The organism is Ruegeria sp. HKCCA4008, assembly GCF_013033125.1.
Classification (GTDB): Bacteria; Pseudomonadota; Alphaproteobacteria; order Rhodobacterales; family Rhodobacteraceae; genus Ruegeria.
The window spans coordinates 205,758-230,231 of record NZ_WQDM01000003.1 but is presented as its reverse complement, the minus strand read 5'-3'; the positions used below and the strand labels follow the sequence as shown (position 1 = coordinate 230,231).

Sequence of the window (24,474 nt, the reverse complement as noted above, 5' to 3'; positions counted from 1 at the left end):
AAAGCTATGAACGAGAAACCTGACTTTTCGAAAAACGCCAATATGGCCAGCACCGCCCCTGCGTTTCTTTCCGTTTGGGATATGCACTCCTATTATGGAGAAAGCTATATCGTGCAGGGTGTCAGCTTCAATGTGCATGAAGGCGAGATCCTTGCTCTTCTTGGGCGCAACGGTGCGGGCAAAACCTCGACACTGCGCTCGATTGCAAGGGTTGGAGAACCCGAAGTAAGACATGGCGAAATCTGGTTGGACCACAAACCGCTGCACAACATGACAAGCTATGAAGCAGCAGCGGCTGGCCTTGGTCTTGTACCGGAAGACAGGCGCATTATTCCCGGCCTGACAGTCGAAGAAAACCTGCAACTTGCACAGATTGCGCCTCCGATCGGATGGTCCCTTGAACGGCTTTACGAGCTGTTTCCGCGTCTCGGTGAGCGCAGGAAGCAGGAGGGGATTACATTGTCAGGTGGCGAACAGCAGATGCTGTCAATCGCCAGAGCGCTTGCCAGGGACATCAAGGTGCTGCTTTTGGATGAGCCGTATGAAGGTTTGGCGCCTGTTATCGTCGACGAAATCGAAAAAACCCTCATACATGTCAAGCAGCAGGGCATGACCACGATCATCGTTGAACAGAACGCTGTGCGCGCTTTGGAACTGGCGGATCGCGCGATCATTCTTGACACCGGTACCATCGTGTTCGACGGAACGGCAAAAGAAGTGCTTGAGGACACCGGTCTTCGTGAGGAGTATCTGGCGATCTGAGCGTTATTCTGATTGGCAAACAGACCCGATGGGTATGACCAGTTCGTGGCTCACCACGACCTGCGTTCAGTGCAGATACTGCCCATTCGCGCGATCAAAGGTGTTTCACCCCAAAAAATGATGGTCGTCGGTTCAAATCTGAATACGGGTTTGCGACATTAGGTTCTGTCGGGGCTGTGCCGAATGCACGTCTTGTGCAACGGGCCCCAAAGGACGAGGGGGGCAAGTTTGCAATGCTTCGTGACATCCGCCACTGCGCCAACCAGACGATTGCGCCGCGGTGTTCCAGGTCGTTGTGCAATGGATAAGAAAGTCAGGCTCTGGCCCTGGGCTGCCAGTGCCTTCGCCGCAGGGGCCTGCAAGCCGAACCTTCCCTAAATCATTTCGGGCAACCGTCTTGATCGTGTGCCCATGGTTTCAATCGGCCTGAAAACGCGCCGACGAAACCTGTGCCCGGAGTGGGGCCGTGGATCTCGCTTTACTTCCGGCTTGTACTATTCGGCTGGCCCATTTCTGCGTCCGGTTCCCAGCACCTTCACTTCCAGCCAGTGGAACATCAGGGCAATAATACCGGCAACGAGAATGTAGAATACGGCCAGCAGGATGAGCGGCTCGTAGATGATGAACGTGTCAGACCGCACCCGGGATGACACGGCATAGATATCCACCACCGTAATCGTGGCGACCAAGGGCGTCGCCTTCAACTGGAGGATGGTTTCACCGCCCAGGGTGGGCAGAACGTTGCGGATTGCCTGTGGCAGCCAGATGCGGCGGAACATCGTCAGCCTAGGCATGCCGAACGATTTGGCGGCCTCCAGCTGGCCCTTGGCGACGCCTTTGAAGGCTCCGCGCATGACCTCACCTTCATAGCCGGCATAAGAAAGCGTCAAAGCCAGCACCGCATAAGGCCAGGCCTGACGCAGATACGGCCAAAGCTCGGACGATCGTATCCATGGGAATTGAGGGAACAATGAGCCGAGGCCATAATACAGCAACCAAAGCTGCAAAAGCAGGGGTGTGCCCCGAATGATGGTGCAAAACGCCTTGGCGGGGGCCGCAAGGAACCAGGGCCCAACGGCCTGGGCCAACCCGAGTGGTACGGCCAGCAGAAACCCGAGAACGACGGTGACAACAAGCAGCCAGAGCGTGGTCCAGATTCCCTGCAACGCAAGCGGTGCGTATTTTGGCAACCAATCCCATCGCAAAGACATGGCACACCAGATCACGATCCCGGCAAAGATCAGCATCATCACGATGCGATGGGGTTGCATCAAGGACCTGAGATCGATCATCTGCCGCCTCCTTTCAGAGAAGGTTGACCGCGACGCGCCCATTTTTCGATCCGCGCGAAGATGGCGCCCGAAAACAGGGTGACCATGAGATAGAGAAAACCCGCCGCCAGAAAGAAGGTGAAATAGGCGCGTGTGCTGCTGGCGGCCTGCCGGGTTTCCAGTGTCAGTTCGTTGAATCCCACGACCGCGAGCAGGGCGGTGTCCTTGGTGGCGATCAGCCACAAGTTGGCCAGACCGGGTACGGCAAAGCTCATCATGGCGGGGATCGTCACGCGGCGCATGGTCATGAAGGCGGGCATCCCGTAGGATTTGGCGGCCTCGATCTGTCCGGGTGGAACCGCCTGTATGGCTCCGCGTAGAATCTCGGTTGCATATGCGCCCTGAACGACGCCCAGAACCCAGATGCCCGCGGCGACGCCATTGACCTCGACCCGTCCTCCGCCCATTGCAGCAGAGATTTTGTTGATGATGTCAGATCCCACATAATAGAGGATCAGGATCAGGACCAGTTCCGGCACGGCCCGGATCACGGTCGTGTAGATGGCAAGAAGATCGCGCGTGACCTTCCCGCCGTAAAGCTTGCCATAGGCTCCGAACAATCCGATCACGAGGCCGAGCGCATATGCACCAAAAGCGATCTGCAATGAGTGGGACAATCCGCGCAGCAGATTGCCCCCCCAACCCGGTGGCGACAGCGACAGAAGCTCTGCGCTCTGCGCCAATCCAAGCGATTCCAACAGTCCGGTCACGGCAGTCGCTTAGTAGATGCTGGCCGAGAAATAGTTCGAAGTGATCTTCTCGTGCGTTCCATCGGCAAGAATTGCCGCGATGCCTTTGTTCAGCGCTGCAAGCAGGTCATCGTCGCCCTTGCGAACACCCGCACCAACGCCCCGGCCCAGGATGGCCGGATCATCTGCGACGGCGCCTTTGATTTCACAGCATGCCCCGGCATCCGAATTCACAAAGTCCGCCATGGCGATACTGTCGGCCTGAGTGGCGTCAATACGACCTGCGAACAGGTCCTGGTTGGCCTCATCCTGAGTTTGATAAACCTTCAGTTCGGAATCCTTGAAATATTCCTGCGCATAAGCCTGGTGGATGGTCGACGCCTGAACGCCGACAACCTTACCGGCCAGCGACTCGGGGGTCGCTTCGATATCCATCGATTTGTCCGCGACGATGACGGCAGGTGTGTTGTAGTAAGGATCGCTGAAATCAATGGTTTTCAGCCGCTCTTCGGTGATCGACATAGACGCCATGATGGCGTCGATCTGCTGTCCTGTCAGCGACGGGATGATACCATCCCAGGCGACCGGCGTGATGATACAGTCAAGTTCCGCTGCGGCGCAGACCGCATTGATGACATCGACTTCCCAGCCGACCCAATTGCCTGAACTGTCCAGAGACGCGAATGGCGGATACGGTTCGGCCGCGATGCCGATCTTGACCTCTTCTGCACTGGCGATACCAGCCGAAAGGACAGCGGCGGCAAGGCCGGACGCGAGCAGTTTCTTGACGTTCATTTTGATACTCCCTTTTGGTTCATTTTGTTTTGCTTTTTTGGTTCAGGCGACCGAGCTGAGGAACTGCTTCAGGCGCTCTGATTTCGAGTTTCCGAAGACCTCGGCAGGTGGGCCCTGCTCTTCGATGCGGCCCTCGAAGAGATAGACAACGTGGTCTGCGACTTCGCGTGCGAATTTCATTTCATGGGTGACAAGCAGCATTGTGCGCCCTTCGGCGGCAAGATCGCGGATCACGGTCAGAACTTCGCCAACAAGCTCGGGATCAAGCGCTGACGTGGGTTCATCGAAAAGCATCACCGAAGGATCGACCGCAAGCGCCCGGGCAATGGCGGCGCGCTGTTGCTGACCACCCGAAAGATAGGCCGGATAGGTGTCGGCCTTGTCGCCAAGGCCCACCCGCGTCAGCAGCTCATGCGCGCGTGCGATCGCCTGGGCTTTTGGCACCTTGAGCACATGCACCGGCACTTCGATCACATTCTCAAGAAGCGTGCGGTGTGTCCACAGATTGAACTGCTGGAAAACCATGGCCAGACGCGTGCGGATACGTTCGATCTGGCGGCGGTTGGACGGGCTGCCATCGGCGTGCATTTCAACCGGTTCCCCGCCGATGGTTATCTTTCCGGAACTCGGCGTTTCCAGAAAGTTGATGCAGCGCAGCATGGTGGATTTGCCCGAGCCTGACCCCCCGATAATGGCGACAACATCACCCTTGTTTGCGGTCAGGGATACGCCTTTCAAAACCTCCAGCGTGCCAAAGGATTTGTGCAGATCCTCAACCTTGATCGCCTCGTCAGACGTGGTTGTTTCGGGTGCGGGTGAAACTGCTTTGGCTGTGTCCATATCCAAGAATCTTCTGATTTCAGCTTGCAGTAAGCCCCGAATCTCGCAATTATGCAAGTGTATAATAAATTCGTGCCATGGATGACACTGACGTGCAGGACGACAGCCGCAAATTCAAACGTGAGTCTGCCGAGTTTCGCCGCGAGGCGCTGATTCTGGCGACTTTGGACCTGATCGCCGAGATGGGCGTTCGGGGTGCCACGGTGCGCGAGATCGCAGCCCGCGCGAATGTGACCCAAGGTTTGATCCGGCACTATTTCTCATCCAAGGACGAACTGGTTCAGGCGGCCTATGAGCACCACATGAATACGCTGACGGACCAGACAGCGGCGTCGTCAGGAACCGGAAGCGCGGTTTCTCAGTTGACCAACTTCGTGGACGCGTCACTGCGACCGCCGATCGTCGATCCAAGCGCCGTGGCGTTGTGGGCGGGTTTCCTGAACAAAGTGCAGCATGACCCGAAAATGCAGCGCATTCACCAGCGAACCTATGACTATTTCCGGGATCACCTCGAAAAGCTGATCGTCGCCGCTTTGCGGGAAACCGGGCGTTCGGTTGACGCGTCAGAGGCAATGCAACTGGCCATCGCCTGCAACGCGGTGATCGACGGCCTGTGGCTTGAAGGGGGCGCGCTTCCGGATGCGTTTTCCGAAGGCCAACTGGCGCGGATCGGTTTGGATTCCGTCAGCGCCATCGTCGGGATTCCATTGACCAAAGAGGTGGAGCAGCCATGAAGACCACATCGGTGACAGAACGGTTGGCGGGCTTGGGTGGCGCCAAATGGGGCGTACATCTGAAAGCCCGCGACCTGATCAAGGCCGGAGCGGACATCGTCGAAATGACGATAGGAGAACCGGACGTGCCGGTGCCGGACGCGCTGGTCGAAGCCACCGTTGCATCATTGCGGGCGCAGCGGACAGGGTACTCCAACGGGCGCGGTGAAGCAGGGCTGCTTGACGCGCTGGCTGCGCGCTATTCTGCTTCTCGCGGGCGGGCTTTCGAGCCCGGGAATTTTCTGTGCTTTCCCGGCACGCAAACTGCCCTTTTCGCAGCCATGGCCGGGGTTGCCGAGGCGGGCGACGAAGTTCTGGTCGGCGATCCGATGTACGCGACCTATGAAGGTGTCATTCGTGCATCCGGGGCCGAGATGGTGCCCGTACCGCTGCGGCCCGAGAAAGGGTTTCGCATGCAGGCCGCAGATATCGCGGCGCGCATCACGCGGCGCAGCCGCGCCATTCTTCTGACAACGCCGCACAACCCAACGGGCGCGATCCTGACCGCCGCGGACATTGCCGAGATCGGGCAGCTGGCGATTGCGCGTGATTTGTGGATCATCTCGGATGAGGTCTATGAAGAATTGATCTTTGACGGTGCCCGATTTGTTTCACCATTGGCAGATCCGGAACTGGCGGATCGTGTCATTGGCGTATCATCCATCTCGAAATCTCATGCCGCTCCGGGGTTCCGCAGTGGCTGGTGTGTCGGGCCCGCCGCGTTTTGCGAAGCGCTGCTGCCCTATTCCGAGACCATGCTTTTTGGCAATCAACCGTTCATCGCGGACATGACCGAAAAGGCGATCCGTGACGGGTCCGAGGTTGCGCCCGGGATGGCCGCCCGCTTTGCTGGCCGCGCGACCCTGTTGGCCGATCGTCTTGAAGCCGAAACGGATCTGAAAGTTCACCGGCCCGAGGCGGGAATGTTCGCACTCATCAATGTCTCTGCCACCGGGCTGGATGGCGAAGCCTATGCCTGGGATCTGCTACAGGCCGGGGTGGCCGTCATGCCGGGATCCGCCTTTGGTGACAGCCTGAAGGACTGGGTGCGGGTCGCTTTGACGATCAATGACACGGACTTTGGTACCGCGGTTTCCCGTATCATCGAACACGCCAACAGCAAATCACGCGAGGTTGCATGAGCGGTATGACAATTGGCGAAGCTCTGGTTGCCGGGCTGCGCCAGCGGGATGTGACCTGCGTCTTCGGAATTCCGGGCGTTCACACGGTGGAACTGTACCGAGGGCTTGCCGCTTCGGGCATACGACATGTGACGCCCAGACACGAACAGGGGGCGGGTTTCATGGCCGATGGTTATGCCCGTGTGTCGGGTAAACCGGGTGTTGCCTTTGTGATCACCGGCCCCGGATTAACCAACACGCTGACGCCGATGGCGCAGGCGCGGGCCGATTCAATACCGATGCTGGTGGTGTCCGGCGTCAACAAAACCGGATCGCTTGGCAGGGGTTTGGGGCATCTGCACGAATTGCCAGACCAAATCGGGTTGGCGAAAACGGTTGCGTTGGTGTCCGAACAGGTCACCGGCCCCAGCGCTCTGGCCCCGGTTTTGGATCGCGTTTTTCACGGCCTCAGCAATGGTCGCTGCGGGCCGGCGCATATCGAGGTTCCGTTGGATGTCGCAGCGGCGGACTATCAGGAAACAGCAGTAGAGACGCCTGAACCTGATCCTCTGGTCAGCCCGGCATTGATCAGGCGGGCCGCAGGGCAACTGGCTGAGGCAAAGAAAGTCGTCATTCTGGCGGGCGGCGGCGCGAAACGTACCGAGGCGGGATTGCAGGCACTGGCCGAAGCTCTGGATGCTCCGGTTGTGCAAACCGTCAACGCGCGCGGCCTGATGCACGGACATGCCCTGACCGTTCCGGCCAGCCCCAGCCTGAACGCGGTGCGCGCATTGTTGGAAAGCGCCGATTGCGTACTGGCCTTGGGAACCGAGCTGGGGCCAACCGATTATGACATGTATGCCACCGGTCAGTTTGCGAAACTGCCAAACCTGATACGGGTTGATCGGTGCCGCGATCAGCTTTCGCGGCATGACGCAGCGATTGCCATTAAAGGTGACGTTGGGTTGATTTTGCCAGCGCTGTGTCAGGCCCTGCCGCAGAGGGCACGGCAAAGCGACGGTGCGGACCGTGCCAGAAAAACGCGCGATGCGGCCTGGCAGGAGATTGGTCCGGATTATCGCCAACAGGTGGAGATACTGAATGCGATGCGCTCGGCGTCTCCGGATGCTCTGATGGTCGGGGATTCCACCCAGCCCATTTATGCCGGCAATCTTTACTATGACCACGACCGGGCTGGTGGCTGGTTCAATGCGGCAACGGGGTATGGTGCGCTTGGCTATGGCATACCCGCAGCCATCGGTGCGTCGATTGCCGATCCAACGGCGCGGGTAATATGCATCACCGGCGATGGCGGGGCGCAGTTTTCAATGCCGGAAGCAATGGCCGCGGTAGACGAAAACCTGCCGGTCACGTTCGTGATCTGGAACAATCACGGGTACCGGGAAATCGCCACATCGATGCAGGATGCAGGCGTGACGGTCATTGGATGTGACCCGACACCCCCCGATTTTGCAGCAACGGCCAGATCCTTTGGCATTCCGCACACCAGGGTTCCCGACAAGCCGCAGGCCATCGCGCACGCGTTACGCGAAACCGCGTCCATGGGCGGGCCCGCGATGATCGAAGTCACCGCCCGAAAATTCGAACCTCAGAGAGATTGAAACATGTCAGACCCGACTTTTGAGTTTTCCCGCGCCATCACCCGCCGCCCGGCACCGACCATCGCTGACGGATTGCGCGCAGAAGACTTCGGAAACCCGGATTTCAATGGGATGACGGCCGCGCATGGGGCTTACGTGGCAGCACTGAAAAGCACCGGGGCCGAGGTGATCGAGCTTGATCCCCTGGATGCGTTCCCTGACGCGCAGTTCGTGGAAGATACCGCCCTGTGCCTGCCGCAGGGTGCTGTGCTGATGCGGCCGGGCGCGCCTTCGCGAATGGGGGAAGTGGCCGAGATCGCCCCAGCACTGCGGGCCTGCTATGAAACGGTCACACAGATCAATGGTCCCGGCCATATCGAGGGTGGAGACATCCTTGTAACCGGCCGCGAAATTCTTGTGGGCCGGTCAGACCGCACTGACGCGGAAGGCGTTGAGGAACTGGCGAAAATCACCTCGGAATGGGGCCACAAACTGCGGGAAGTGTTCACGCCCGAGGGCGTTTTGCACTTCAAAACGGATTGTTCGCTGATGGACGCCGAGACAATCCTTGCGACCCGGCGATTGGACGCTTCGGGCTGCTTCGAAGGCTACCGGGTGCTGCATGTTGCTGACGGAGAGGAGGCGGCGGCAAACGCGATCCGGTTCAACAATCTGGTGCTGATGGCCGCTGGTTTCCCGCGCACCGCAGAGATGCTGGACCGCGAAGGCTATGAGGTCATTGAAATTGACAATACCGATTGTGCAAAGCTTGATGGTGGCATGTCCTGTCTTTCATTAAGGTTCTGAGGGGCAGCTGCCGGGTTCAGACCCCAGTGAATTCGGCAGGTCGCGTGTTGATGGTTCGAAAGACAGGCGGTGAACAAGCTTGATTTCTTACGGTTGACCGGCGCGCAGGTGGCACTGTTTGAACCCTGTTTGCCAAAGCCCAATGGCTGGGCCCCGCGGCAAGGGTCGGCGGGCCCTGAGCGGGATTGTCTTCCTTGTTCGCATCGGATCGTGCACCGCCGCTGCCATTGCTGCACACTGCGCGCGCACCGGTGTCTGACCCATCTCTAATGGCCCGAATTCGGAAGCGTCAGAACGCTCGTGAGCGTCGCTGTTGTCGCCAGCACCATCAATACCATCAATGCCTCAACCTCGATGGAGCGGGCGAGGCGTCGCGCTGCCTTGACCTCTCCACCTTGCATGGCCGGAACAAATCGGAGCTTGTTTGCGGCGGCAAGAAACAACAGCAGAGCCACAAAAAGCACTTTGAGCAACAACGCCTGCCCGTAGCCAGTGAACAGCAGCCCTTGGAGATTGCCGACAAGCAACCAGGCCATCCAAAGGCCCGCCACGATCAACGCCGGCACAAGCCAAGTGGCAGCTTGCCCAAAGACATGACCGAGCTCAGCAGCATCCTTCAGGTGTTCAGGAGCAAGGGCCATATTCCGCAGCGGGCTGAAGATGCCCACCCAGAAAGCTACACATAACAGGTGCAGCAGGAGCAGGAGCTGGATACCAAAGCTCTCCAGTTCCGGCACGTGCCCGATCTGCGCAAACGACCACAGAGCGATCGAGCCACCCAACAGCGCGATCCACTGACCAAAGCGAGGAACGGACAGCCCCACAAGGATCAACGCTGCGCCTGCAAGGCGGTAAACAAGTGCGTCGCCCACGGATGTCTGCCACAGCAGGCCAAGCATCTGCGGATCGACCATGCCGTCAACCCCGCCTGTCAAGGCGGCCCCACGAAGTAAGAAGCCAACTGCTGTCGCGACAAGAGCAAGCCATGCCAAGGCCCTTGCCTGACGCGCCATTGCAAGGTTCACCGGTGCGACAAGGCCGGAATAGAGGCATCCAACAATCACAAGCCCGGCAGAGCCCGCAAAGCCGATGTAGAGCACCAGCTTTGCGAGGATCGCAGCAATCGCCCAGATGTCTGGCATGCTCATTCCACGGTAAAGGAAAACGCGCCCTGCATCGCATGGCCGTCTTCACCCAAACCCCGCCATTCGATGACATAGGTGCCCGTTCCATTGCTCGGCAGCGGGATCGTGAACGCCTGACCGAAACTTGTCTGGTCGCCCAAATCCAAGCTTACCGCCGAGTGTTCTTCATGGGCCATCTCTATCCGTGTCAGCCGGATGTTTTTTGAGAAGTTGAGACCAATTTCAGCGGGCACAGTGGTTATCGTGGCGCCGTTGGCAGGGGTTGTTTCTTCAATTTTGGAATGCGCCAGTGCGCCGTTGGCAAGCGCAACCATAAGCGCGAATGTCATGATCTTCTTCATTGGGTTACCCTCAGTTTATTCCGTTGGCGCGCTGGATTTCGCGAATGTAGGCGATCACCATGGCAACGTCACCTCGTGTCAGGCCCTCCACGGGGGGCATGTCGCCAAACTGCCAATGGTGGCTTCTTACACCTTGTGAAACCGCCCTGTGAAAGGCTTCATCAGCGTGGTGGCTGGGTTCATATATTTTGTGGATCAAAGGCGGCCCGGCGCCCTCTACGCCGACCGCGTTGGCGCCGTGGCATGACGCGCACGAGACCTCAAAGACACGCTGGCCGATTGCGGCATTGCCTGCGATGGCCGGCATCCGAATTGCGACCATGGCGTCGCCTTTGCGTGTTTCATGCGATGTGGTCTCTTCAATTGCGCCGGGGCGAAGAGTTACGAAGGCGGCGACGGCAGCGACAGCGCATGCGCCGATTAGCAAGTGACTTTTTTTCATGGATTGGTCCTGACATTTTGGAAGCTGGCAACGCTGCGGCACATCGCGAACAGCCGCACGTGCTGGTCGCTTACATCCGCAGGGATTCGTGCTGCTTCAAAGGTCAGGGGGCCTGTAAAGGACGTCTGGTTCACTCAGCTTGACTTGGGTTCCAACATGGAGCTCCGGGTCAGTATCACGCCGACCCTTGGCAACTTCACTGACTTGGAACGGCAATGCAACGGCTTGGCAGATAAAGGGATTGCACTTTCCGGTTTCGGAACTCTCCGGGTCATGATGATGACCTGAAGCCGAGACGTCACCGCTGGTTGCCAATGCTGAGTGTTCGGAAGGTTGCGTATGGTGCTCACAGTGAAGGCCCACGCAGCCCTTCGACAGCGCGTGCGCAACACCGCCAATGCCGGTCAGGATGACCAGAACGCCAACCAATAGAACAAGTGAATATCGCCGGATGACCATGGTGCCGGACGTTACTGCACGCAAGCGCACGATACAACGCCACACAATTCATCGCCCCGAAACAGGGTCGCTCAATTGTGGTCTGCGATGCAAAAAAAGCAAACCGTGACTGCGATGCGGTTTTGTGCGCTGCATTCTCACCATAGTCTTCGTGGCCCAATTCGCAGTATCGGATGGTATCAATCGTGCGCTCCCTATGAGACTCACTGAAAGGGCTGAGTTTATCCCGTGCGCCTTTGTCCTTGCCAAAGCACTCTTGAGACCCCGGGCATCTTAGTGCGTAGTTCATGCCCGACTGTTATTTGTGCTTTATTATTGTGTCGCCGCACACTGCAAGACGCCTTGCCAGAGTACCAGCCTCTTTAGGGCGTCGTGTACGTAAAGACATACGAAGGGTCCCACGTGTGGTGCTTGGTCTAGTGCGGGGTTTTGGAGTTGTCTCGGGCAGTGGCCAACGGAAGTAGTAGATGCCGTGTCGGGACAGTGAGAGATACGCATGCAGCTTAATTTTGTGTCACACCTGTGTGTCACACCGCTCTAATGCTTGCTATCTAGTTGTATTGTTAGGTTTTGGTGGAGCCTAGGGGAAACGCCGCCGAACGCCTAATGCACTGATAGTAAACACTATTGTAGTGTGTTGGTTTGCAGTGTGTCTCACCATAGTGCCACACTTAGAAGTGCACAACCTGCTACGTTGAACTGTGTATATCCAAACCTACAGCAGACTACTATTTTCTACTGGTGCGGAAGGTTGCGACTGGCCTGCATTTGCTGAACATCGTCGGGCCAACTGGAGCGTATGTAGGCCAGCACGTCCCATATGTCTTCATTAGTCAGAGTGTCCTCAAAGCCCGGCATGCCACTGTTGAAGTCTTCAATAGCGCGTGCTGCCAATGCGTTTGCACCACCTAGTTTGGTGTACTCGAACAGTAGCTGGTTATCATGGTGCCATGTGTGCCCTTTCACGTCGTGTGGTGGTGCAGGTAACACTCCGTCATCATCGGGTGTTTGCCAGTTGGGTTGGTCTTCCAGATTAGCTCCATGGCATGAGGCACAGTGCACTACGTAGAGTTCCTGCCCATTTGCTAAGTCTCTGTCTATAAGCTCATGCTCTGCAGCGACGCTTGTACCAATACTGCATACAGCCAGTACACAAAGGTGTTTGTTCATCTCTAACTACCTTAACTCGGAAGCGTTAGTACGCTCGTGAGTGTCGCCGTTGTCGAAAGCACCACCAATACGGCTATTGCTTCAACCTCTATAGATCGGGCTAGGTGCTGCGCAGCCTTAGCCACTCTACCCTGCATGGCAGGAACAAATCGGAGCTTGTTCGCAGAGGCGAGGATTAACATCAGCGCCACAAGGAACACCTTGAACAACAATGCCTGCCCGTAGCCAGTGAGCAAGAGCCCTTGGAGATTGCCAACAAGCAACCAAGCCATCCAGAGACCTGCCACGATTAAAGTCGGTACAACCAACGTAGCAGCTTGGCCAAACCTATGCCCTAGTTCACCTGCATCTGTCAGGTGTTCAGGCATGAGAGCCATACTCCGTAGCGGGCTATGCGAGACCGATCGTCACTGAATCCACCATGGGCATAGTTTAGTTTAAGCAAATCAAGGTTCAATGAACCTGTTGTCTTTGTTGTTTTTGCACGGTTTGAGCGCATTTTGTGCTAGGCTTGGGGGAAAGGAATATTTTTTCACAACCGTCAAATTTGCTTCAAACAGAAACGACTTGAGGTCATCATGTTCCATAAATTGGTTTTTGTCGTCGCTATTTCAATAGCGACAAGCCTTTCCAGCAATCCAACAAGAGCTCAAGGGATTGATGCCGCGAGGGGCGGTGGTTTCAACTTACCCGGAAGTAAAAACAAGATTGTTTTCGTTCCCGGGATATTGGGTTCGCGTTTGGCGGTGGATGATAAGGATATTTGGGTCAGCGCCAATGTTCTGGCTAAAGACTTTTTTTTCTCACCTGACCAAAACGTCAAAACCAGTGTGCTAACATCACTCAACGCATTTGATAGAGAAATTATGGAAGTTGCATACGGGCCATTCTTCTCTGAACAAGCAAGTGATCCAGGTTCCAGAGAGTATTTCTTTCCTTTCAGTTACGATTGGAGGTCTTCCAACGTTGTAAGCTCAAGAAAGCTTGGAAATTTCCTTTGCAATGTTTCGAATGACTCCAAGCGTCCAATTATTCTTATCGCTCATAGCATGGGTGGTCTCGTAGTCAAACATTGGATAATGAATGAATTTGACAAGACATGTAAAAATGGAAAACGCGTTGAAATCGGTGCAATTGTTTTTGTCGCAACGCCTCATACCGGCTCACCTAAATCTCTGATTTCACTGATGGACGGGACTGATCTATTCGGAATTGAGGCCATCGATCGAGTGGCTATGTATGCTGTGAATAAGTACGGCTATACCTTCGACAGCATTTATGAGTTGCTGCCCTTTGGAACAGCGCAAGATGAAGAAGGATACTGTTATACTAAAGAAGAAATGGAGAGCGGCCCGAAGCGTTTGAGAATTTATTACTTAAAAGGAACCGCCTCAGAACCCGACGCCATGGATCCCTTTAGCATTACGTTTATGGAGTCTCTTGGAATACTGGAAAAAATAGAGAACCTAGCCGAGGATTTCCCTGAAGAAATTGGCAACCCTAGAGAGTACCTTGAAAGGAAACTAAAATCTGCTGAAAAAATTGCATGCAGCATGGCAAGATTTAGGTTGCCGGAGGAGCTCAATGACCGTGTAATTTACCTTGCAGGTAGAATTGTTGACAAACGCTCAGTTGGCCTGGAAACGACTGTTTCAGAAATCTGGCTCACCAACGTCGAAGACAGACGCCGACGCGTCAAGCTAGAGTTCCAAGATCCAGTTTCGGGTTACCCCTTGTATCTCTATGAGATCATTCAAGACGGCGACGAAACTGTTCCATTCGATATAGCGACCAATTTATCTGATTCAGACAAGTTTAACCGTGTAGTGAATAGAACCCGACGCGCGAACTCAGATCATTTAGGTGTCCTGACATCCTTAGAACTGCATCAGGTCGTCGATCAAGCATCTAACTTCGAGTTTTCCTGGAACTCGTCAACCGATATCCGCGTTCTTCCAAGACCAGGTAACTTGCCGGACGAAGTCGATCGAATTGATATGGCGTTGGCAGTGGACGGAGGCACTTCGACCCAAGATGAGCTTCCTCTTTTGACAGATTGGATTACTGAAGACGGACTCTTTAAAGTAGTGGAATACAAGAGTTCATCGGAAGTTTTTTTTGGAAAACTGTTGGATCACGAAGAAGCCTCCTTAAGTATGGGCACAAAGCCCAGCGCCTTCCAAGAAACTCTCAAGGGGTCATTTGACACCGTTTGGGACGTTCGCAACTTTGCTGCAAAGAACCCGACAGCAGACAATTGGCGTTTTGTTGGGAGCGTTGAAGGGCTGCCAGCTAACGTCCGCGCTGAAGCTAAATTCAAGGCTGCCGAAATGTACTGGATAGACGGCCGAATGGATGAGGCCATAGCTGCCTATGCAGACATTGTTGAGTCAAATGAGTTTCAGGAGGTTAAAACATCCGACGGCTATCCAATCCAGAGCTTTGCCAAAATAGGATTCAATATTGCGTCCAGTTATACCGGTCCCAGCATAATACTTACTAACGATGTTAATCGACAAAAGTTAGACGTTAGCGATCCAAAGGAGTGGGCATCAGGTGATTTGATGAAAGCGCTTATCGCAATCGAAGACAATGGCAGGTTCGACTCTAAGAATTGGAATGGAAACATAGTCAGCTCATTTTCGGAGTAACCTATCACACACAATAGTTTGGCCAGCCGCTGCTTTCGTAAAAAAATCTAACTAAATGGAGCTTAAGCTGTTTGCACATCTAATGTATGTGCTACGTATGTCAATTAGGTGGGTCACCATGGCTAACTATACAGGTGATTTGCACCATGGTGCTATGTACAGGTATTGATCTACTGTACTAGGTATATACAACCAGTGTTCATACACTGCGTATCATACAATATGGATATACTATGTATATACATTTTTTCATATATATAGTATACTATCAAGTTATTATCCAGGGTGAATAGTATCAGTATAAACATCCGGTAGGCATACTATTTTTGTTATCTATTATAGTGATCTATGGTCACATACTAAATGTTCATATCAGTTATATCATACCGCATTGGTACATACTGGTATTCAATCCAATACATAACCGTGCAGCGGCAGACAGATGAAGTAGCCGCCACAATTCATATTCAGCTAAATACATCTGTCCGCGTTTGTTTTGCTCAAGTGAGGGAGGGCTAAGCAGATACCAGAAGATATGAGCACGAATTGCAAAGAAGATAGATGATCCGGTAGGAGCGTACATCTGTTCAGGTACAGATTTCACCTCTCCAGTCCGCCAACAAATGGGGTAGCAGCGGTCAGCTTTGACCTGAATTGAGTATCCGGTATACCGATGCGCGGCTGATTTCGAGGTCTTTAGCGATCTTGGTAGCGCCGACGCCTTTACCTGCCAGAGAAAGCACTTCGTCCGACTTTGCCAATGCAGTTGGCTTGCGTCCTTTGTACTTACCGGCAGCTTTAGCCTTGGCGATGCCCTCTCGTTGCCGCTCAAGCATGATCTCACGCTCAAACTCGGCCACGCTTCCCAGTAGGTTCAACATCAGCTTGCCTTGGGCAGTGGAAGTGTCGAGACTTAATCCCAAGATCGTTAGGTGGGCCCCAACGGCGTCAAGCTGGCTGCGGATTTCCATCAGGTGGGCCATTGAGCGCGCCAGACGGTCCAGTTTGGTGACTACTAGGTGATCACCCTCTCGGATGAAGTTGAGCGCCTCTGTGAGCTTCTCACGCGCTTTCACATCCACTGAGGATACCTGTTCGGTGAATACCTTCTCGCACCCGGCCTTTTCTAGTTCCCGTAGTTGAGCATCAAGCCCAGCCGTTTGATCCAAAGTGGAAGTCCTAGCATAGCCAACAAGCATGATCTGTTCCGTCTCTCAAAGTCTATGATATTGAGATACATACTGTCCCAAAAGGCAAAGTCAATATCTGTGAGACGCAATTTGCGTGTGAGCCTGTTGTGTCGCTGGGGCAGGGTCTAGTGAAACACCGAGCACAAAAAGCGGCTTTGGGGACCTCAACAAATACCCGGTCGAACCCAGTTAATGCGAGAGACTTTAGCGTCAATCTCTTTTAACGCTGTACCGGCAACCAGCCATAGCACGCGCCCAATTACAGGCTGATGTCCTAAGGTGCTGCAGTCTCAGCATCTTGCGTTCTGGGTGCAGGCTTTCTACATGATAAGGTATGACAGATGACAATAACGACTTTGAGCGTGCAAAGTACTTTGAAGAGATTAACCGAGATCACGCCCTTCGAGCACATGATCGAAATGCGACGGAACAAAACGACTATTTAAAGGCGGCGTTAGACACCTCTGCGCTGGCAATACGATCCCTAATTCTTGTAAACGGCGCAGCCGTTATCTCTCTACTGGCTTTTTTGGGAGCAGTTGAAGCAAGTGCCGGTGCAGCCGCGTTCAAATCCACATACCTCGTATGGCCAATACTATGGTTTGCGCTCGGAGTGGGTTCAGGAGCCTTTACCGCCGTTCTAGCTTACTTAGTCAATCTGATGGACCACGGTATCGCTTCTTTGGTGACGTTGATATGGGAGCATCCGTACGTTGTACGTAAGAAAGAAGCAGACAGGCGACAGAAGATTAGAAACGTCGTGCATTGGTTGGCAATAATCATGGCAGCGACGTCGTTGGTATCGTTCTTTGGTGGCACAATATCTGTAACCTGCGCGATCATGCAGTCAGGGATTTAACCCACCATTTGCGTGTAACCTTTGCCTTTTGACTTCTGCTATCCAGCGATGGTCTCGGGGTTTTAGGGGGTATGGGGGAAGCACGTCCTCAGATACCTATAGATAAGGGCGCGAAAAAATATGCCGAAAAATTCTGTCGGAAAATTTTGCGGTTACATCTTTGCGAGACAAGAGTTGAATATCACCGAAGAATTCCCGAAAGATGAGCCGGATCATTCAATAAATGCATTTGCATCAAAAGGGGATATTTAGAGAATGGAAGTAGCAGAAGTGTTCGAACTGGCTCGTTGGTATGATGAGGTGGGTCCAAGTCTGGGCGACCAATACCAAAAGCTCCAAACCGTCCTCAACCACAATGCGTCACCGAACCAGAAGCAACCAGTCCGAGAACCGTTGGAGGACCTGATTTTGGTCCTAAAGTCGATGCCAATGACGGAGCTTAACTTCCAGCAGGTTGCACATCTCGACGATATGGGTGTTGCGCCGTATCTCGGGAACAGAGGTGCTGAGTTCGTTGAGCGTGTTGTAACCCGGTCGAGCTATGATCCTGCAACTTCAGCATCTGAAATCAGTCAAGCATTGACAAGCGTTAGAAACGCTGTCCAAACACTCAATTCGCTCGTTACGGAGTTGAAAAACAATGGCTTCGAGCCAGATGCTGTACCGGATGATCCGAACGGCGACATGGCCTCGGCGCGCATCCAGTTTAAGCAGGATGCTTCAATCCGAGATATCGCGGATATGAAGAAGTGGTCCAGCGACTGGAACGACATCGCAAGAGGCGTTGGTCACTTGGTTGGGCAGACACCGCATGACTTGAAAGTCGTGGGTGCAACAAATGGTTCAATAGTTGTTTGCGTGACGGGCAGCTTGATGCTCATTTCTGCGTTCGCATTTATGTCGAAAAAGGTTTCTGGGATCGTTCTAGATGTCCTGCGGGTTCAAAACGCGATCGAAGATTTAAGGCATAAGCGCCTCTCGAACGAGACGATTGAGAAATCTATGAGGGACGATCTAAAGAAACGGGAGGGCGATCTGGTAGCGGAAATTATTGAGGGCCTAAAGGAGCGCGCTGGAGACGCCTATAAGCCAGAACACGATGCGCACCTTGAAACGGCTGTCAAAAAATACCTCGCCTTTAGTAAGAAAGGTGGTGAGATGGACTACTTGCAGCCACCCGAACCGGAATTGCAAGAAGATGACCAAGATGGCGAGCCACAGGAACATCAGGACTTGCTCGTAAACGAGTTGCGAGAATTGGTCTCCGAGATAAGGTTGATAAAGGCCGAGACATTGCTTCTAGAAGACATCACGGGAGGCGACGAGTAGCTTGTCTTCCATTTCGATAAGCAGCCAGGCTACATAAATTAGTTTTCGGACTGCAGGCCAGTTTGTGACCTCATTCTACGGATAGCCTTTGACGTGTTTAAAGGACGTTCTCTTGTACATGACCTTGCAGATTGCCTCATATAGCACTGGCAATGGCACGTTTCCGTCACCATAGCGTCCGGCCATACCGGGCAAAGAATGACCCAGTAAGATGTCATTGATGTCAGGCGGAACCCCGGCGTGACGGCAAGCATCTTTGAAGTTATGGCGGAAAGAGTGGAACGAGGTCTTAACCGTCTTTACACCAATTCTGTCGATGTAGCGGTTGAAGTCTTTGCTGGCCTGATCTGAGTGGTACCCTGTCGCTCCCAGCTTTAGTTCAGGGAATACTCGCTTGTGGCCTGCCTGTCGCTGAGCCTGTACGAAGTGGAGAAAGCCAAGCCGGACTAACTCTGGGTGTATGGGAACAAGTCTGCTTTTGCCGAACTTGACGCGCTGGCCTTTGTCGCTCTCTTGGACCCGAATTAGGGGTATACCCTCTTCATGGTCGATGTCTTCAACGTTCAACTGGCACAACTCGTTTAGACGTGCGCCAGTCCATAGGCCGAGCAGTGGAAGCCAATACCAACTGGTATTGCTCAAGTCTGTATCTCCCGACACTGTGCGGAACCGCCTTGATTTGCACCCTGTGTACAGGGGGCTGTTGAAAATGGTCTGCAGTTGCTCTTTGCTGAAAGGGTTGTGTTGGTTTCTGGCGTTGTTGTTATCAGCAATCTTCATCGGCCCAAAGATGTCGGTAACCTCTTCGTCCAACTGTTTGTCTGCCCACTTCCATATCCCTTGCAGCCTTCCCAAGGCCTTGTTGACTGTACTTACAGATAGCGTTGGTAGACCGTGGTCTTTAGCTGCTTGTACGGCTTCTCTAGGCGTCAGGCCTATCGTTTGCGGTAGTTTATTCCTGTTGCTTGGAAGCTCAATCAGGACATTTTTAAAGTCGCGTGCGTCCGGTTTTTTGTAGTCTAGAACCGGACGGTCGCCTTGCAATTCTATGAAGAGGTCTGTCCAAGCCTGATAATCGTTCAGCAGCTTGGCCGACCATTGACCTGTCTGTTCCGCCTCGGCTTTTCTCTCGGAAAATAGGGCGGACAGGAGCGGGCTAGAAGGCGTCTCTGAGGGCTTCTTTGAGACTTTGGTGGAACTGCTGCCGAAAGTAGGTTTTGGGCTCTCTGTGGCGCTCTCAGGCGCGCAGGGCGACGTGCTGAAATCGTATGTCTCGAAGGCCTTATCGTGTTCAAGCATTGCTTCGTGAAAGCAAATCCAAGCCTTCCGAATTTCATCAAGAATCGCCCATTTGGTTTGGATTGGTTGCTTCTGGGGAATGCCAGATGCGTTACAAAAGGCCTGGTACTGCTGAGTGGCATAGCCCTTCTTCATTATGTCCCAGAAGTCTTCGTTGTCCGCCTTATGAAGTCGGATGGTGTCAGCGATGCGTTCTTTCTCTAGTTCGGTATAGGGACCGAGTTCATCTCTACGCGCCTTTGCCTTCTTTAGTACTTCTGTGAAGTGCTCATGCACCTTTGTGCGCAGTTCGCCGTGGTTCATGCCCGATGCTTCTATGTGCTTTGTTATTGTGTCGCCGCACACTGCAAGACGCCGTGCCAGTGTACCAGCCTCTTTAGGGCATCTTGTACGCAAAGACACCCGAAGGGTCCGACGTGTGGTGCTTGGTCTAGTGTGGGGTTTTGGTCTTGTGTCGGGCAGTGGCCAACGGAAGTAGTAGATGCCATGTCTGGACAGTGAGAGATACGCATACAGCTTCATTTTGTGTCACACCTGTGTGTCACACCGCTCTAATGCTTGCTATCTAGTTGTTCTGTTAGGTTTTGGTGGAGCCTAGGGGAGTCGAACCCCTGACCTCTTGCATGCCATGCAAGCGCTCTCCCAACTGAGCTAAGGCCCCATCTAGGTACCGCTGATGCGGTGGACGGACGTTTAGGAGACAGTGACGACGAGTGCAAGTCCAAAAATGGAATCGAACGCGAATTTCCGCACTAAGCTGTCCGTGGAACGAAAAAGGCGACCCTGTGGTCGCCTTTGACATGATCAGTTTTCGTCTTCCGAAGACATGTCGGTGATATCATCCAGCGAAACGTCATCACTGGTGTCATCATCGTCATCCAGCAGATCATCGTCCAGTTCAACGTCGACAGAGTCGTCGTCATCCAGTACCAGCTCCTCATCCGACGCGTTTTCACGCGCTTTGACCGAGGCGGCATCTTCTGCATCCGCCGCGATCATGCGGCTTTTGGATGTTTCAAGCTCCACGATCTCGCCAGTGTAGGGGCTGATGATCGGGTCCTTGTTCAGGTCGTAGAATCGCTTACCGGTGGTCGGGCAAACGCGCTTTACGCCCCATTCTTCCTTGGGCATGTCAAATCCCCTTGATATCAGGTGAGTCGTCTAAATGATTCAGCTCACCTGCCACAGGCAGAGGGCACTGTCAAAGTCTTTGCGCAAGAGAGGTCGCGATATGGGAGAGCACGCATTGCCAGGGACACCGCCGGTGCCACTGAGGCTGCGCAAATCCGCCCAGGCGCGGCGCATAAGTTTGCGAATTTCTCAGCTGGACGGCCGGGTTACGCTGACCTATCCGGTCGGTGTGCCTGAATCCGAGGCGCTGAGTTTCGCACGTACCAAGGAAGAGTGGATTCGTCAGCATTTGCAGGACAGGCCGGAAACGGCCGTGGTGCAGTTCGGACAGAAGATACCGATTGAAGGCGTTGTCCGGCGAATCGTGCCCGCCAAGGGTCGGCGCGTTCAGTTGATGGCGGACGAGGTCGCAGTGCCAGAAGGGGCCGAGGCGCGCAGATTGGCCCGATTTCTGAAGGAATTGGCGCGAGACCGATTGATTGGCGCGTGTGATGATTACGCGGCAATGCTGGGGCGGTCGTACAGCACGCTCAGCCTGCGCGACACGCGGTCACGCTGGGGATCATGCAGTTCGCAGGGTGGATTGATGTTCTCGTGGCGGCTCATTCTCGCGCCGTCCGAGGTGCTGCACTATGTGGCCGCGCATGAAGTGGCGCATCTTGTCGAGATGAACCACTCGCCCGCGTTCTGGGAACAGGTGGAACGCATTTTCGGCCCCTGTCAGCAACCCCGCCGCTGGTTGCGAGACAATGGGGCTGAGTTGCATCGTTACAGGTTTGACGCAAAGCCGAGTTGACCTTGCGCTGTTTTGTGATCACATAAGCGGATGTTGAGCACACGCCCGTCTGACACCCAAACTGCCACTCATGACCGGGTTTATCGGGCCCTGAGGTCTCGAATCATGCATGGTGAGATGGCGCCGGGACAGGCGCTGACCTTGCGTGGCATCGGCAAGGAATTCGGCGTCTCGATGACCCCGGCGCGAGAGGCCGTGCGCCGTCTGGCCGCCGAGGGGGCATTGTTCCTTTCCAATTCCGGCCGGGTCTCGACACCTGAATTGACCAACGACCGGATTGAGGAATTGGCGGCGTTGCGCGCGTTGCTGGAAGTCGAGCTGGCCAGCCGGGCTTTGCCCCGGGCGCATATTGCGCTTATCGACCGGTTGCAGACCATCAACATGACCGTTGCCGAGATGGTGACCAAGCGGGACGCGGTTGGGTACATCCGTTCAAATCTGGAATTTCATCGCACACTTTACCTGCGGGCTCAGGCGCCCGCGATGCTGGCCATTGCCGAAACGGTCTGGCTGCAACTCGGGCCGACGATGAGGGCGCTTTACGGGCGTCTCAGGCGCACTGAGCCACCGCATTATCACAAGCTGATCATTGCTGCCCTCAAGGCCGGGGACGAACCGGGCTTGCGCCTGGCGGTCCGTTCGGACGTGACGCAGGGATTGCGCTTGCTGGTGAGCTAAGCGGCATCCTGCCGACATTCCCGCGCCCACTGCGCAAGGTTTCACCGTTCTGGCCTGTTCAGCCCGACTGGGTTACTCTTGTGGCAAATCACAAACAAGAGCAGACCACAGCCATGATCACTCGACGGACTTTTTCCATTTGCCTTGGATCAACATTGTTGGCCGCCTGCACGGGTAGCGGTGCGCCATCCAGCGCGCCTGCATCGCGTATGCGAGCTGTTCCCAACGCGGGTTGGGACGCCTGGGTTGCCGGGTTCAAGGGCAGGGCGGCATCGCAGGGAATTTCACAATCCACGATTGACCGCGCCTTTCAGGGTGCAGGGTATCTGCCCGATGTGATCGAGCGCGACCGCAATCAGGTAGAGTTCAAGCGTTCGCTCGAAGACTACCTGGCCATTGCCGCCTCGGACGAGCGGATCAGCACCGGCCAGAAGATGCTGCGGCAACACAACGGGACGCTGTCGCAGATCGAGGCGCAGTACGGGGTGGACAAGGAAATCGTCGTTGCAGTGTGGGGGCTGGAAAGTCGCTATGGCGCGCGTCGGGGCGATGTGCCCGTTGTATCAGCTCTGTCGACGCTGGCCTATGACGGGCGGCGTGGTCAGTTCTTTGAAAGCCAGTTGATCGCGGCGCTCAAGATTCTTCAGAATGGTGACACCACGCCTGACAAGATGACCGGCAGCTGGGCCGGTGCGATGGGGCACACGCAGTTCATTCCAACCTCTTACCTGGCCTATGCCGTGGATTTCACCGGCGACGGGCGGCGCGATATCTGGTCGGACGATCCGACGGATTCTCTGGCTTCGACCGCTGCTTACCTGTCACGCTCAGGCTGGGTGCGGGGGCAGCCCTGGGGGGGCGAGGTCGGAACCGTTTCCGGTACACCGGTCGCCGTGCTGCAACCACAGAAACCCGGGCCGCGCATTGCCGTCTTCCGCAATTTTCAGGTCATCAAGCGCTATAACAATTCGGACAGTTACGCGATCGGGGTCGGTCATCTGGCGGACAGAATCGCCGGTGGCGCGCCGTTTCAGGCCTCGTTCGGGCCAGATGCAAACGGTCTGACACTGGACGACCGCAAGGAATTGCAACGTCGGCTGACATCCCAAGGGTATGATACGAAAGGCGCGGACGGGGTGATCGGCAAAAACACGACGTCTGCCATCAGCGCGTATCAAAGCGCCAACGGCATGGCGGTCACCGGAGAGCCTTCGGTTGCATTGTTGCGCAGGTTGGGCGGCTGACGGTTACGCCGCCAACCCTTTAGAGCCGATGTCGAGGAATTTTTGACGGCGGTCCTGTATCAGGGTCGCCGCGTCTTTGCCGTCCAGTTCCGCCAGCATATCGGTGAGAGCCGCGCGTACAGCCTCGACAGCGGCCGGACGATCGCGATGCGCGCCGCCCTTGGGTTCAGGGATGATCCGGTCGCAAACGCCAAGCTTGTGAAGATCCTGAGCGGTCAGACGCAGCGCCTCGGCCGCTTCACGCATCTTTTCTGCATCTTTCCAAAGGATCGATGCGCAACCTTCCGGCGAGATCACCGAATAGACCGAGTGTTCCAGCATTGCCACGCGGTTGGCGGTAGCAAAGGCCACGGCCCCGCCCGAGCCGCCTTCGCCGATGATGACCGACACCAGGGGCACGCCGATCTTCAGACACATCTGGGTCGATCGGGCAATCGCTTCGGACTGACCGCGTTCCTCGGCGCCTTTGCCGGGATAGGCGCCGGCGGTATCGATCAGGGTGATCACCGGCAGGCCGAACCGACCGGCCATCTCCATCAGGCGGACCGCCTTGCGATAGCCTTCGGGGCGGGCCATGCCGAAATTGCGTTCGATCCGCGATTTGGTGTCGCTGCCTTTTTCATGGCCGATCACCATAACGGGTTGATCGTTGAAACGTGCAAGCCCGCCGATCACGGCCAGATCATCGGCAAAATTGCGATCTCCGGCCAAAGGGGTGAATTCGGTGAACAGGGCATCGACGTAATCGCTGCAATGCGGGCGTTCCGGATGGCGGGCGACCTGGCATTTCCGCCATGGGGTCAGGTCGGCATAAAGCTCATCCAGAAGCTTGGCGGCTTTGGCGTCCAACGCGGCGGCTTCTTCGGTTACGTCCATCTCTTCGTTGGTTCGGGCCAACGCACGCAGCTCTTCAGCCTTGCCTTCAATTTCAGCCAGCGGTTTTTCGAAATCCAGATACTGGGTCATGACGCCTCTCAACGCGAAAGTTCCCTGCTATATGGCCTGACGGTGCTCCGGATGC

Annotated in this window: 24 protein-coding genes and 1 tRNA gene; 11 read left to right on the top strand and 14 right to left on the bottom strand. The window is 55.1% G+C overall.

Features of this window, described 5'->3' with window-relative positions:
- Positions 1 to 6 precede the first annotated feature (6 nt).
- Positions 7 to 762 carry an ABC transporter ATP-binding protein gene (locus GOW60_RS09130; RefSeq protein WP_152459073.1) on the top strand — a complete coding sequence of 252 codons (756 nt, stop codon included), beginning with the start codon at positions 7 to 9 and terminating at the stop codon, positions 760 to 762.
- Between the two features lie 494 nt (positions 763 to 1,256).
- Here GOW60_RS09130 and GOW60_RS09125 read toward each other — a convergent pair whose 3' ends face one another.
- From GOW60_RS09125 to GOW60_RS09110, 4 genes are read right to left on the bottom strand one after another with little or no spacing between them, the layout of a single operon-like run.
- Positions 1,257 to 2,054, bottom strand: a complete 798-nt coding sequence (locus tag GOW60_RS09125) for an ABC transporter permease (RefSeq protein ID WP_171229048.1) — start codon at positions 2,052 to 2,054, stop codon at positions 1,257 to 1,259.
- Positions 2,051 to 2,803 (bottom strand): ABC transporter permease, encoded by a 753-nt coding sequence (locus tag GOW60_RS09120; RefSeq protein WP_152459071.1) that lies wholly within the window; start codon positions 2,801 to 2,803, stop codon positions 2,051 to 2,053. Before GOW60_RS09120 ends, GOW60_RS09125 begins: the two co-directional genes overlap by 4 nt.
- A gap of 9 nt (positions 2,804 to 2,812) precedes the next feature.
- The gene (locus tag GOW60_RS09115; RefSeq protein WP_171229047.1) at positions 2,813 to 3,577 is read right to left on the bottom strand and encodes a transporter substrate-binding domain-containing protein; all 765 of its coding nucleotides are present in this window, start codon (positions 3,575 to 3,577) and stop codon (positions 2,813 to 2,815) included.
- Positions 3,578 to 3,619: 42 nt separating this feature from the next.
- Complete coding sequence (locus GOW60_RS09110; RefSeq protein ID WP_171229046.1) at positions 3,620 to 4,417, bottom strand: ABC transporter ATP-binding protein; 798 nt, start codon at positions 4,415 to 4,417, stop codon at positions 3,620 to 3,622.
- Between the two features lie 77 nt (positions 4,418 to 4,494).
- On the opposite strand from GOW60_RS09110, the gene GOW60_RS09105 reads away from it, so the two are divergent.
- Genes GOW60_RS09105 through GOW60_RS09090 form a run of 4 tightly spaced genes read left to right on the top strand, consistent with a single transcriptional unit; the run spans position 4,495 to position 8,719 of the window.
- Positions 4,495 to 5,151: a TetR/AcrR family transcriptional regulator gene (locus GOW60_RS09105; RefSeq protein WP_171229045.1), complete on the top strand. Its 657-nt coding sequence runs from the start codon at positions 4,495 to 4,497 to the stop codon at positions 5,149 to 5,151.
- Positions 5,148 to 6,332 (top strand): pyridoxal phosphate-dependent aminotransferase, encoded by a 1,185-nt coding sequence (locus GOW60_RS09100; protein WP_171229044.1) that lies wholly within the window; start codon positions 5,148 to 5,150, stop codon positions 6,330 to 6,332. The genes GOW60_RS09105 and GOW60_RS09100 overlap by 4 nt, the downstream gene beginning before the upstream one ends.
- A complete protein-coding gene (locus GOW60_RS09095) occupies positions 6,329 to 7,933 on the top strand; it encodes a 5-guanidino-2-oxopentanoate decarboxylase (RefSeq protein WP_171229043.1) in 1,605 nt (534 codons plus the stop codon). The genes GOW60_RS09100 and GOW60_RS09095 overlap by 4 nt, the downstream gene beginning before the upstream one ends.
- Before the next feature lie 3 nt (positions 7,934 to 7,936).
- Positions 7,937 to 8,719, top strand: coding sequence for a dimethylarginine dimethylaminohydrolase family protein (locus tag GOW60_RS09090; protein ID WP_171229042.1), 783 nt, complete (start codon positions 7,937 to 7,939; stop codon positions 8,717 to 8,719).
- 266 nt (positions 8,720 to 8,985) lie between these two features.
- Here the strand turns inward: GOW60_RS09090 and GOW60_RS09085 are convergent, their stop codons facing one another.
- The 5 genes from GOW60_RS09085 to GOW60_RS09065 form a co-directional block, all read right to left on the bottom strand.
- A complete protein-coding gene (locus GOW60_RS09085) occupies positions 8,986 to 9,861 on the bottom strand; it encodes a copper resistance D family protein (protein WP_171229041.1) in 876 nt (291 codons plus the stop codon).
- Between the two features lie 2 nt (positions 9,862 to 9,863).
- Positions 9,864 to 10,205, bottom strand: a complete 342-nt coding sequence (locus tag GOW60_RS09080; RefSeq protein WP_171206774.1) for a copper resistance CopC family protein — start codon at positions 10,203 to 10,205, stop codon at positions 9,864 to 9,866.
- A gap of 10 nt (positions 10,206 to 10,215) precedes the next feature.
- Positions 10,216 to 10,647 (bottom strand): cytochrome c, encoded by a 432-nt coding sequence (locus tag GOW60_RS09075; protein WP_171229040.1) that lies wholly within the window; start codon positions 10,645 to 10,647, stop codon positions 10,216 to 10,218.
- Between the two features lie 1,194 nt (positions 10,648 to 11,841).
- On the bottom strand, positions 11,842 to 12,276 hold the full coding sequence (locus GOW60_RS09070) for a cytochrome c (RefSeq protein WP_171229039.1): 435 nt from the start codon (positions 12,274 to 12,276) through the stop codon (positions 11,842 to 11,844).
- A gap of 11 nt (positions 12,277 to 12,287) precedes the next feature.
- Positions 12,288 to 12,644 carry a CopD family protein gene (locus GOW60_RS09065; RefSeq protein ID WP_254443871.1) on the bottom strand — a complete coding sequence of 119 codons (357 nt, stop codon included), beginning with the start codon at positions 12,642 to 12,644 and terminating at the stop codon, positions 12,288 to 12,290.
- Between the two features lie 210 nt (positions 12,645 to 12,854).
- On the opposite strand from GOW60_RS09065, the gene GOW60_RS09060 reads away from it, so the two are divergent.
- Complete coding sequence (locus tag GOW60_RS09060; RefSeq protein ID WP_171229037.1) at positions 12,855 to 14,927, top strand: hypothetical protein; 2,073 nt, start codon at positions 12,855 to 12,857, stop codon at positions 14,925 to 14,927.
- Positions 14,928 to 15,565: 638 nt separating this feature from the next.
- On the opposite strand, the gene GOW60_RS09055 is transcribed toward GOW60_RS09060, so the two are convergent.
- Positions 15,566 to 16,126 carry a recombinase family protein gene (locus GOW60_RS09055; RefSeq protein ID WP_171229036.1) on the bottom strand — a complete coding sequence of 187 codons (561 nt, stop codon included), beginning with the start codon at positions 16,124 to 16,126 and terminating at the stop codon, positions 15,566 to 15,568.
- Between the two features lie 325 nt (positions 16,127 to 16,451).
- On the opposite strand from GOW60_RS09055, the gene GOW60_RS09050 reads away from it, so the two are divergent.
- Positions 16,452 to 16,976, top strand: a complete 525-nt coding sequence (locus tag GOW60_RS09050; protein ID WP_171229035.1) for a hypothetical protein — start codon at positions 16,452 to 16,454, stop codon at positions 16,974 to 16,976.
- Positions 16,977 to 17,231: 255 nt separating this feature from the next.
- Entirely contained in the window at positions 17,232 to 18,305 is a 1,074-nt protein-coding gene (locus tag GOW60_RS09045; protein ID WP_171229034.1) for a hypothetical protein, read from the top strand.
- A 75-nt stretch (positions 18,306 to 18,380) separates the two neighbouring features.
- Here the strand turns inward: GOW60_RS09045 and GOW60_RS09040 are convergent, their stop codons facing one another.
- The 3 genes from GOW60_RS09040 to GOW60_RS09030 form a co-directional block, all read right to left on the bottom strand.
- Positions 18,381 to 19,907 carry a site-specific integrase gene (locus tag GOW60_RS09040; RefSeq protein WP_171229033.1) on the bottom strand — a complete coding sequence of 509 codons (1,527 nt, stop codon included), beginning with the start codon at positions 19,905 to 19,907 and terminating at the stop codon, positions 18,381 to 18,383.
- Between the two features lie 282 nt (positions 19,908 to 20,189).
- A tRNA-Ala gene (locus tag GOW60_RS09035) sits at positions 20,190 to 20,265 on the bottom strand.
- 143 nt (positions 20,266 to 20,408) lie between these two features.
- Complete coding sequence (locus GOW60_RS09030; protein ID WP_152459046.1) at positions 20,409 to 20,735, bottom strand: TIGR02300 family protein; 327 nt, start codon at positions 20,733 to 20,735, stop codon at positions 20,409 to 20,411.
- A gap of 100 nt (positions 20,736 to 20,835) precedes the next feature.
- Here GOW60_RS09030 and GOW60_RS09025 point away from each other — a divergent pair, with 100 nt between their 5' ends.
- The 3 genes from GOW60_RS09025 (at position 20,836) to GOW60_RS09015 (ending at position 23,453) form a co-directional block, all read left to right on the top strand.
- Positions 20,836 to 21,531 carry a M48 family metallopeptidase gene (locus GOW60_RS09025; protein WP_253283469.1) on the top strand — a complete coding sequence of 232 codons (696 nt, stop codon included), beginning with the start codon at positions 20,836 to 20,838 and terminating at the stop codon, positions 21,529 to 21,531.
- Between the two features lie 30 nt (positions 21,532 to 21,561).
- The gene (locus GOW60_RS09020) at positions 21,562 to 22,209 is read left to right on the top strand and encodes a GntR family transcriptional regulator (protein WP_170346010.1); all 648 of its coding nucleotides are present in this window, start codon (positions 21,562 to 21,564) and stop codon (positions 22,207 to 22,209) included.
- A gap of 113 nt (positions 22,210 to 22,322) precedes the next feature.
- Complete coding sequence (locus GOW60_RS09015; RefSeq protein WP_171229031.1) at positions 22,323 to 23,453, top strand: lytic murein transglycosylase; 1,131 nt, start codon at positions 22,323 to 22,325, stop codon at positions 23,451 to 23,453.
- A 3-nt stretch (positions 23,454 to 23,456) separates the two neighbouring features.
- Here the strand turns inward: GOW60_RS09015 and GOW60_RS09010 are convergent, their stop codons facing one another.
- Complete coding sequence (locus GOW60_RS09010; RefSeq protein ID WP_152459042.1) at positions 23,457 to 24,419, bottom strand: acetyl-CoA carboxylase carboxyltransferase subunit alpha; 963 nt, start codon at positions 24,417 to 24,419, stop codon at positions 23,457 to 23,459.
- Between the last annotated feature and the right edge of the window lie 55 nt (positions 24,420 to 24,474).

What these genes read in the sequence shown, in the direction of transcription:
- GOW60_RS09100 (WP_171229044.1), top strand. Translation starts at nt 5,148, where the DNA reads ATGAAGACCACATCGGTGACAGAACGGTTGGCGGGCTTGGGTGGCGCC.
- GOW60_RS09110 (WP_171229046.1), bottom strand. Translation starts at nt 4,417, where the DNA reads ATGGACACAGCCAAAGCAGTTTCACCCGCACCCGAAACAACCACGTCT.
- GOW60_RS09045 (WP_171229034.1), top strand. Translation starts at nt 17,232, where the DNA reads ATGGAAGTAGCAGAAGTGTTCGAACTGGCTCGTTGGTATGATGAGGTG.
- GOW60_RS09085 (WP_171229041.1), bottom strand. Translation starts at nt 9,861, where the DNA reads ATGCCAGACATCTGGGCGATTGCTGCGATCCTCGCAAAGCTGGTGCTC.
- GOW60_RS09055 (WP_171229036.1), bottom strand. Translation starts at nt 16,126, where the DNA reads ATGCTTGTTGGCTATGCTAGGACTTCCACTTTGGATCAAACGGCTGGG.
- GOW60_RS09095 (WP_171229043.1), top strand. Translation starts at nt 6,329, where the DNA reads ATGAGCGGTATGACAATTGGCGAAGCTCTGGTTGCCGGGCTGCGCCAG.
- GOW60_RS09010 (WP_152459042.1), bottom strand. Translation starts at nt 24,419, where the DNA reads ATGACCCAGTATCTGGATTTCGAAAAACCGCTGGCTGAAATTGAAGGC.
- GOW60_RS09065 (WP_254443871.1), bottom strand. Translation starts at nt 12,644, where the DNA reads ATGCCTGAACACCTGACAGATGCAGGTGAACTAGGGCATAGGTTTGGC.
- GOW60_RS09075 (WP_171229040.1), bottom strand. Translation starts at nt 10,647, where the DNA reads ATGAAAAAAAGTCACTTGCTAATCGGCGCATGCGCTGTCGCTGCCGTC.
- GOW60_RS09060 (WP_171229037.1), top strand. Translation starts at nt 12,855, where the DNA reads ATGTTCCATAAATTGGTTTTTGTCGTCGCTATTTCAATAGCGACAAGC.
- GOW60_RS09070 (WP_171229039.1), bottom strand. Translation starts at nt 12,276, where the DNA reads ATGAACAAACACCTTTGTGTACTGGCTGTATGCAGTATTGGTACAAGC.
- GOW60_RS09030 (WP_152459046.1), bottom strand. Translation starts at nt 20,735, where the DNA reads ATGCCCAAGGAAGAATGGGGCGTAAAGCGCGTTTGCCCGACCACCGGT.
- GOW60_RS09080 (WP_171206774.1), bottom strand. Translation starts at nt 10,205, where the DNA reads ATGAAGAAGATCATGACATTCGCGCTTATGGTTGCGCTTGCCAACGGC.
- GOW60_RS09020 (WP_170346010.1), top strand. Translation starts at nt 21,562, where the DNA reads ATGTTGAGCACACGCCCGTCTGACACCCAAACTGCCACTCATGACCGG.
- GOW60_RS09130 (WP_152459073.1), top strand. Translation starts at nt 7, where the DNA reads ATGAACGAGAAACCTGACTTTTCGAAAAACGCCAATATGGCCAGCACC.
- GOW60_RS09025 (WP_253283469.1), top strand. Translation starts at nt 20,836, where the DNA reads ATGGGAGAGCACGCATTGCCAGGGACACCGCCGGTGCCACTGAGGCTG.
- GOW60_RS09015 (WP_171229031.1), top strand. Translation starts at nt 22,323, where the DNA reads ATGATCACTCGACGGACTTTTTCCATTTGCCTTGGATCAACATTGTTG.
- GOW60_RS09115 (WP_171229047.1), bottom strand. Translation starts at nt 3,577, where the DNA reads ATGAACGTCAAGAAACTGCTCGCGTCCGGCCTTGCCGCCGCTGTCCTT.
- GOW60_RS09050 (WP_171229035.1), top strand. Translation starts at nt 16,452, where the DNA reads ATGACAGATGACAATAACGACTTTGAGCGTGCAAAGTACTTTGAAGAG.
- GOW60_RS09125 (WP_171229048.1), bottom strand. Translation starts at nt 2,054, where the DNA reads ATGATCGATCTCAGGTCCTTGATGCAACCCCATCGCATCGTGATGATG.
- GOW60_RS09040 (WP_171229033.1), bottom strand. Translation starts at nt 19,907, where the DNA reads ATGAACCACGGCGAACTGCGCACAAAGGTGCATGAGCACTTCACAGAA.
- GOW60_RS09090 (WP_171229042.1), top strand. Translation starts at nt 7,937, where the DNA reads ATGTCAGACCCGACTTTTGAGTTTTCCCGCGCCATCACCCGCCGCCCG.
- GOW60_RS09105 (WP_171229045.1), top strand. Translation starts at nt 4,495, where the DNA reads ATGGATGACACTGACGTGCAGGACGACAGCCGCAAATTCAAACGTGAG.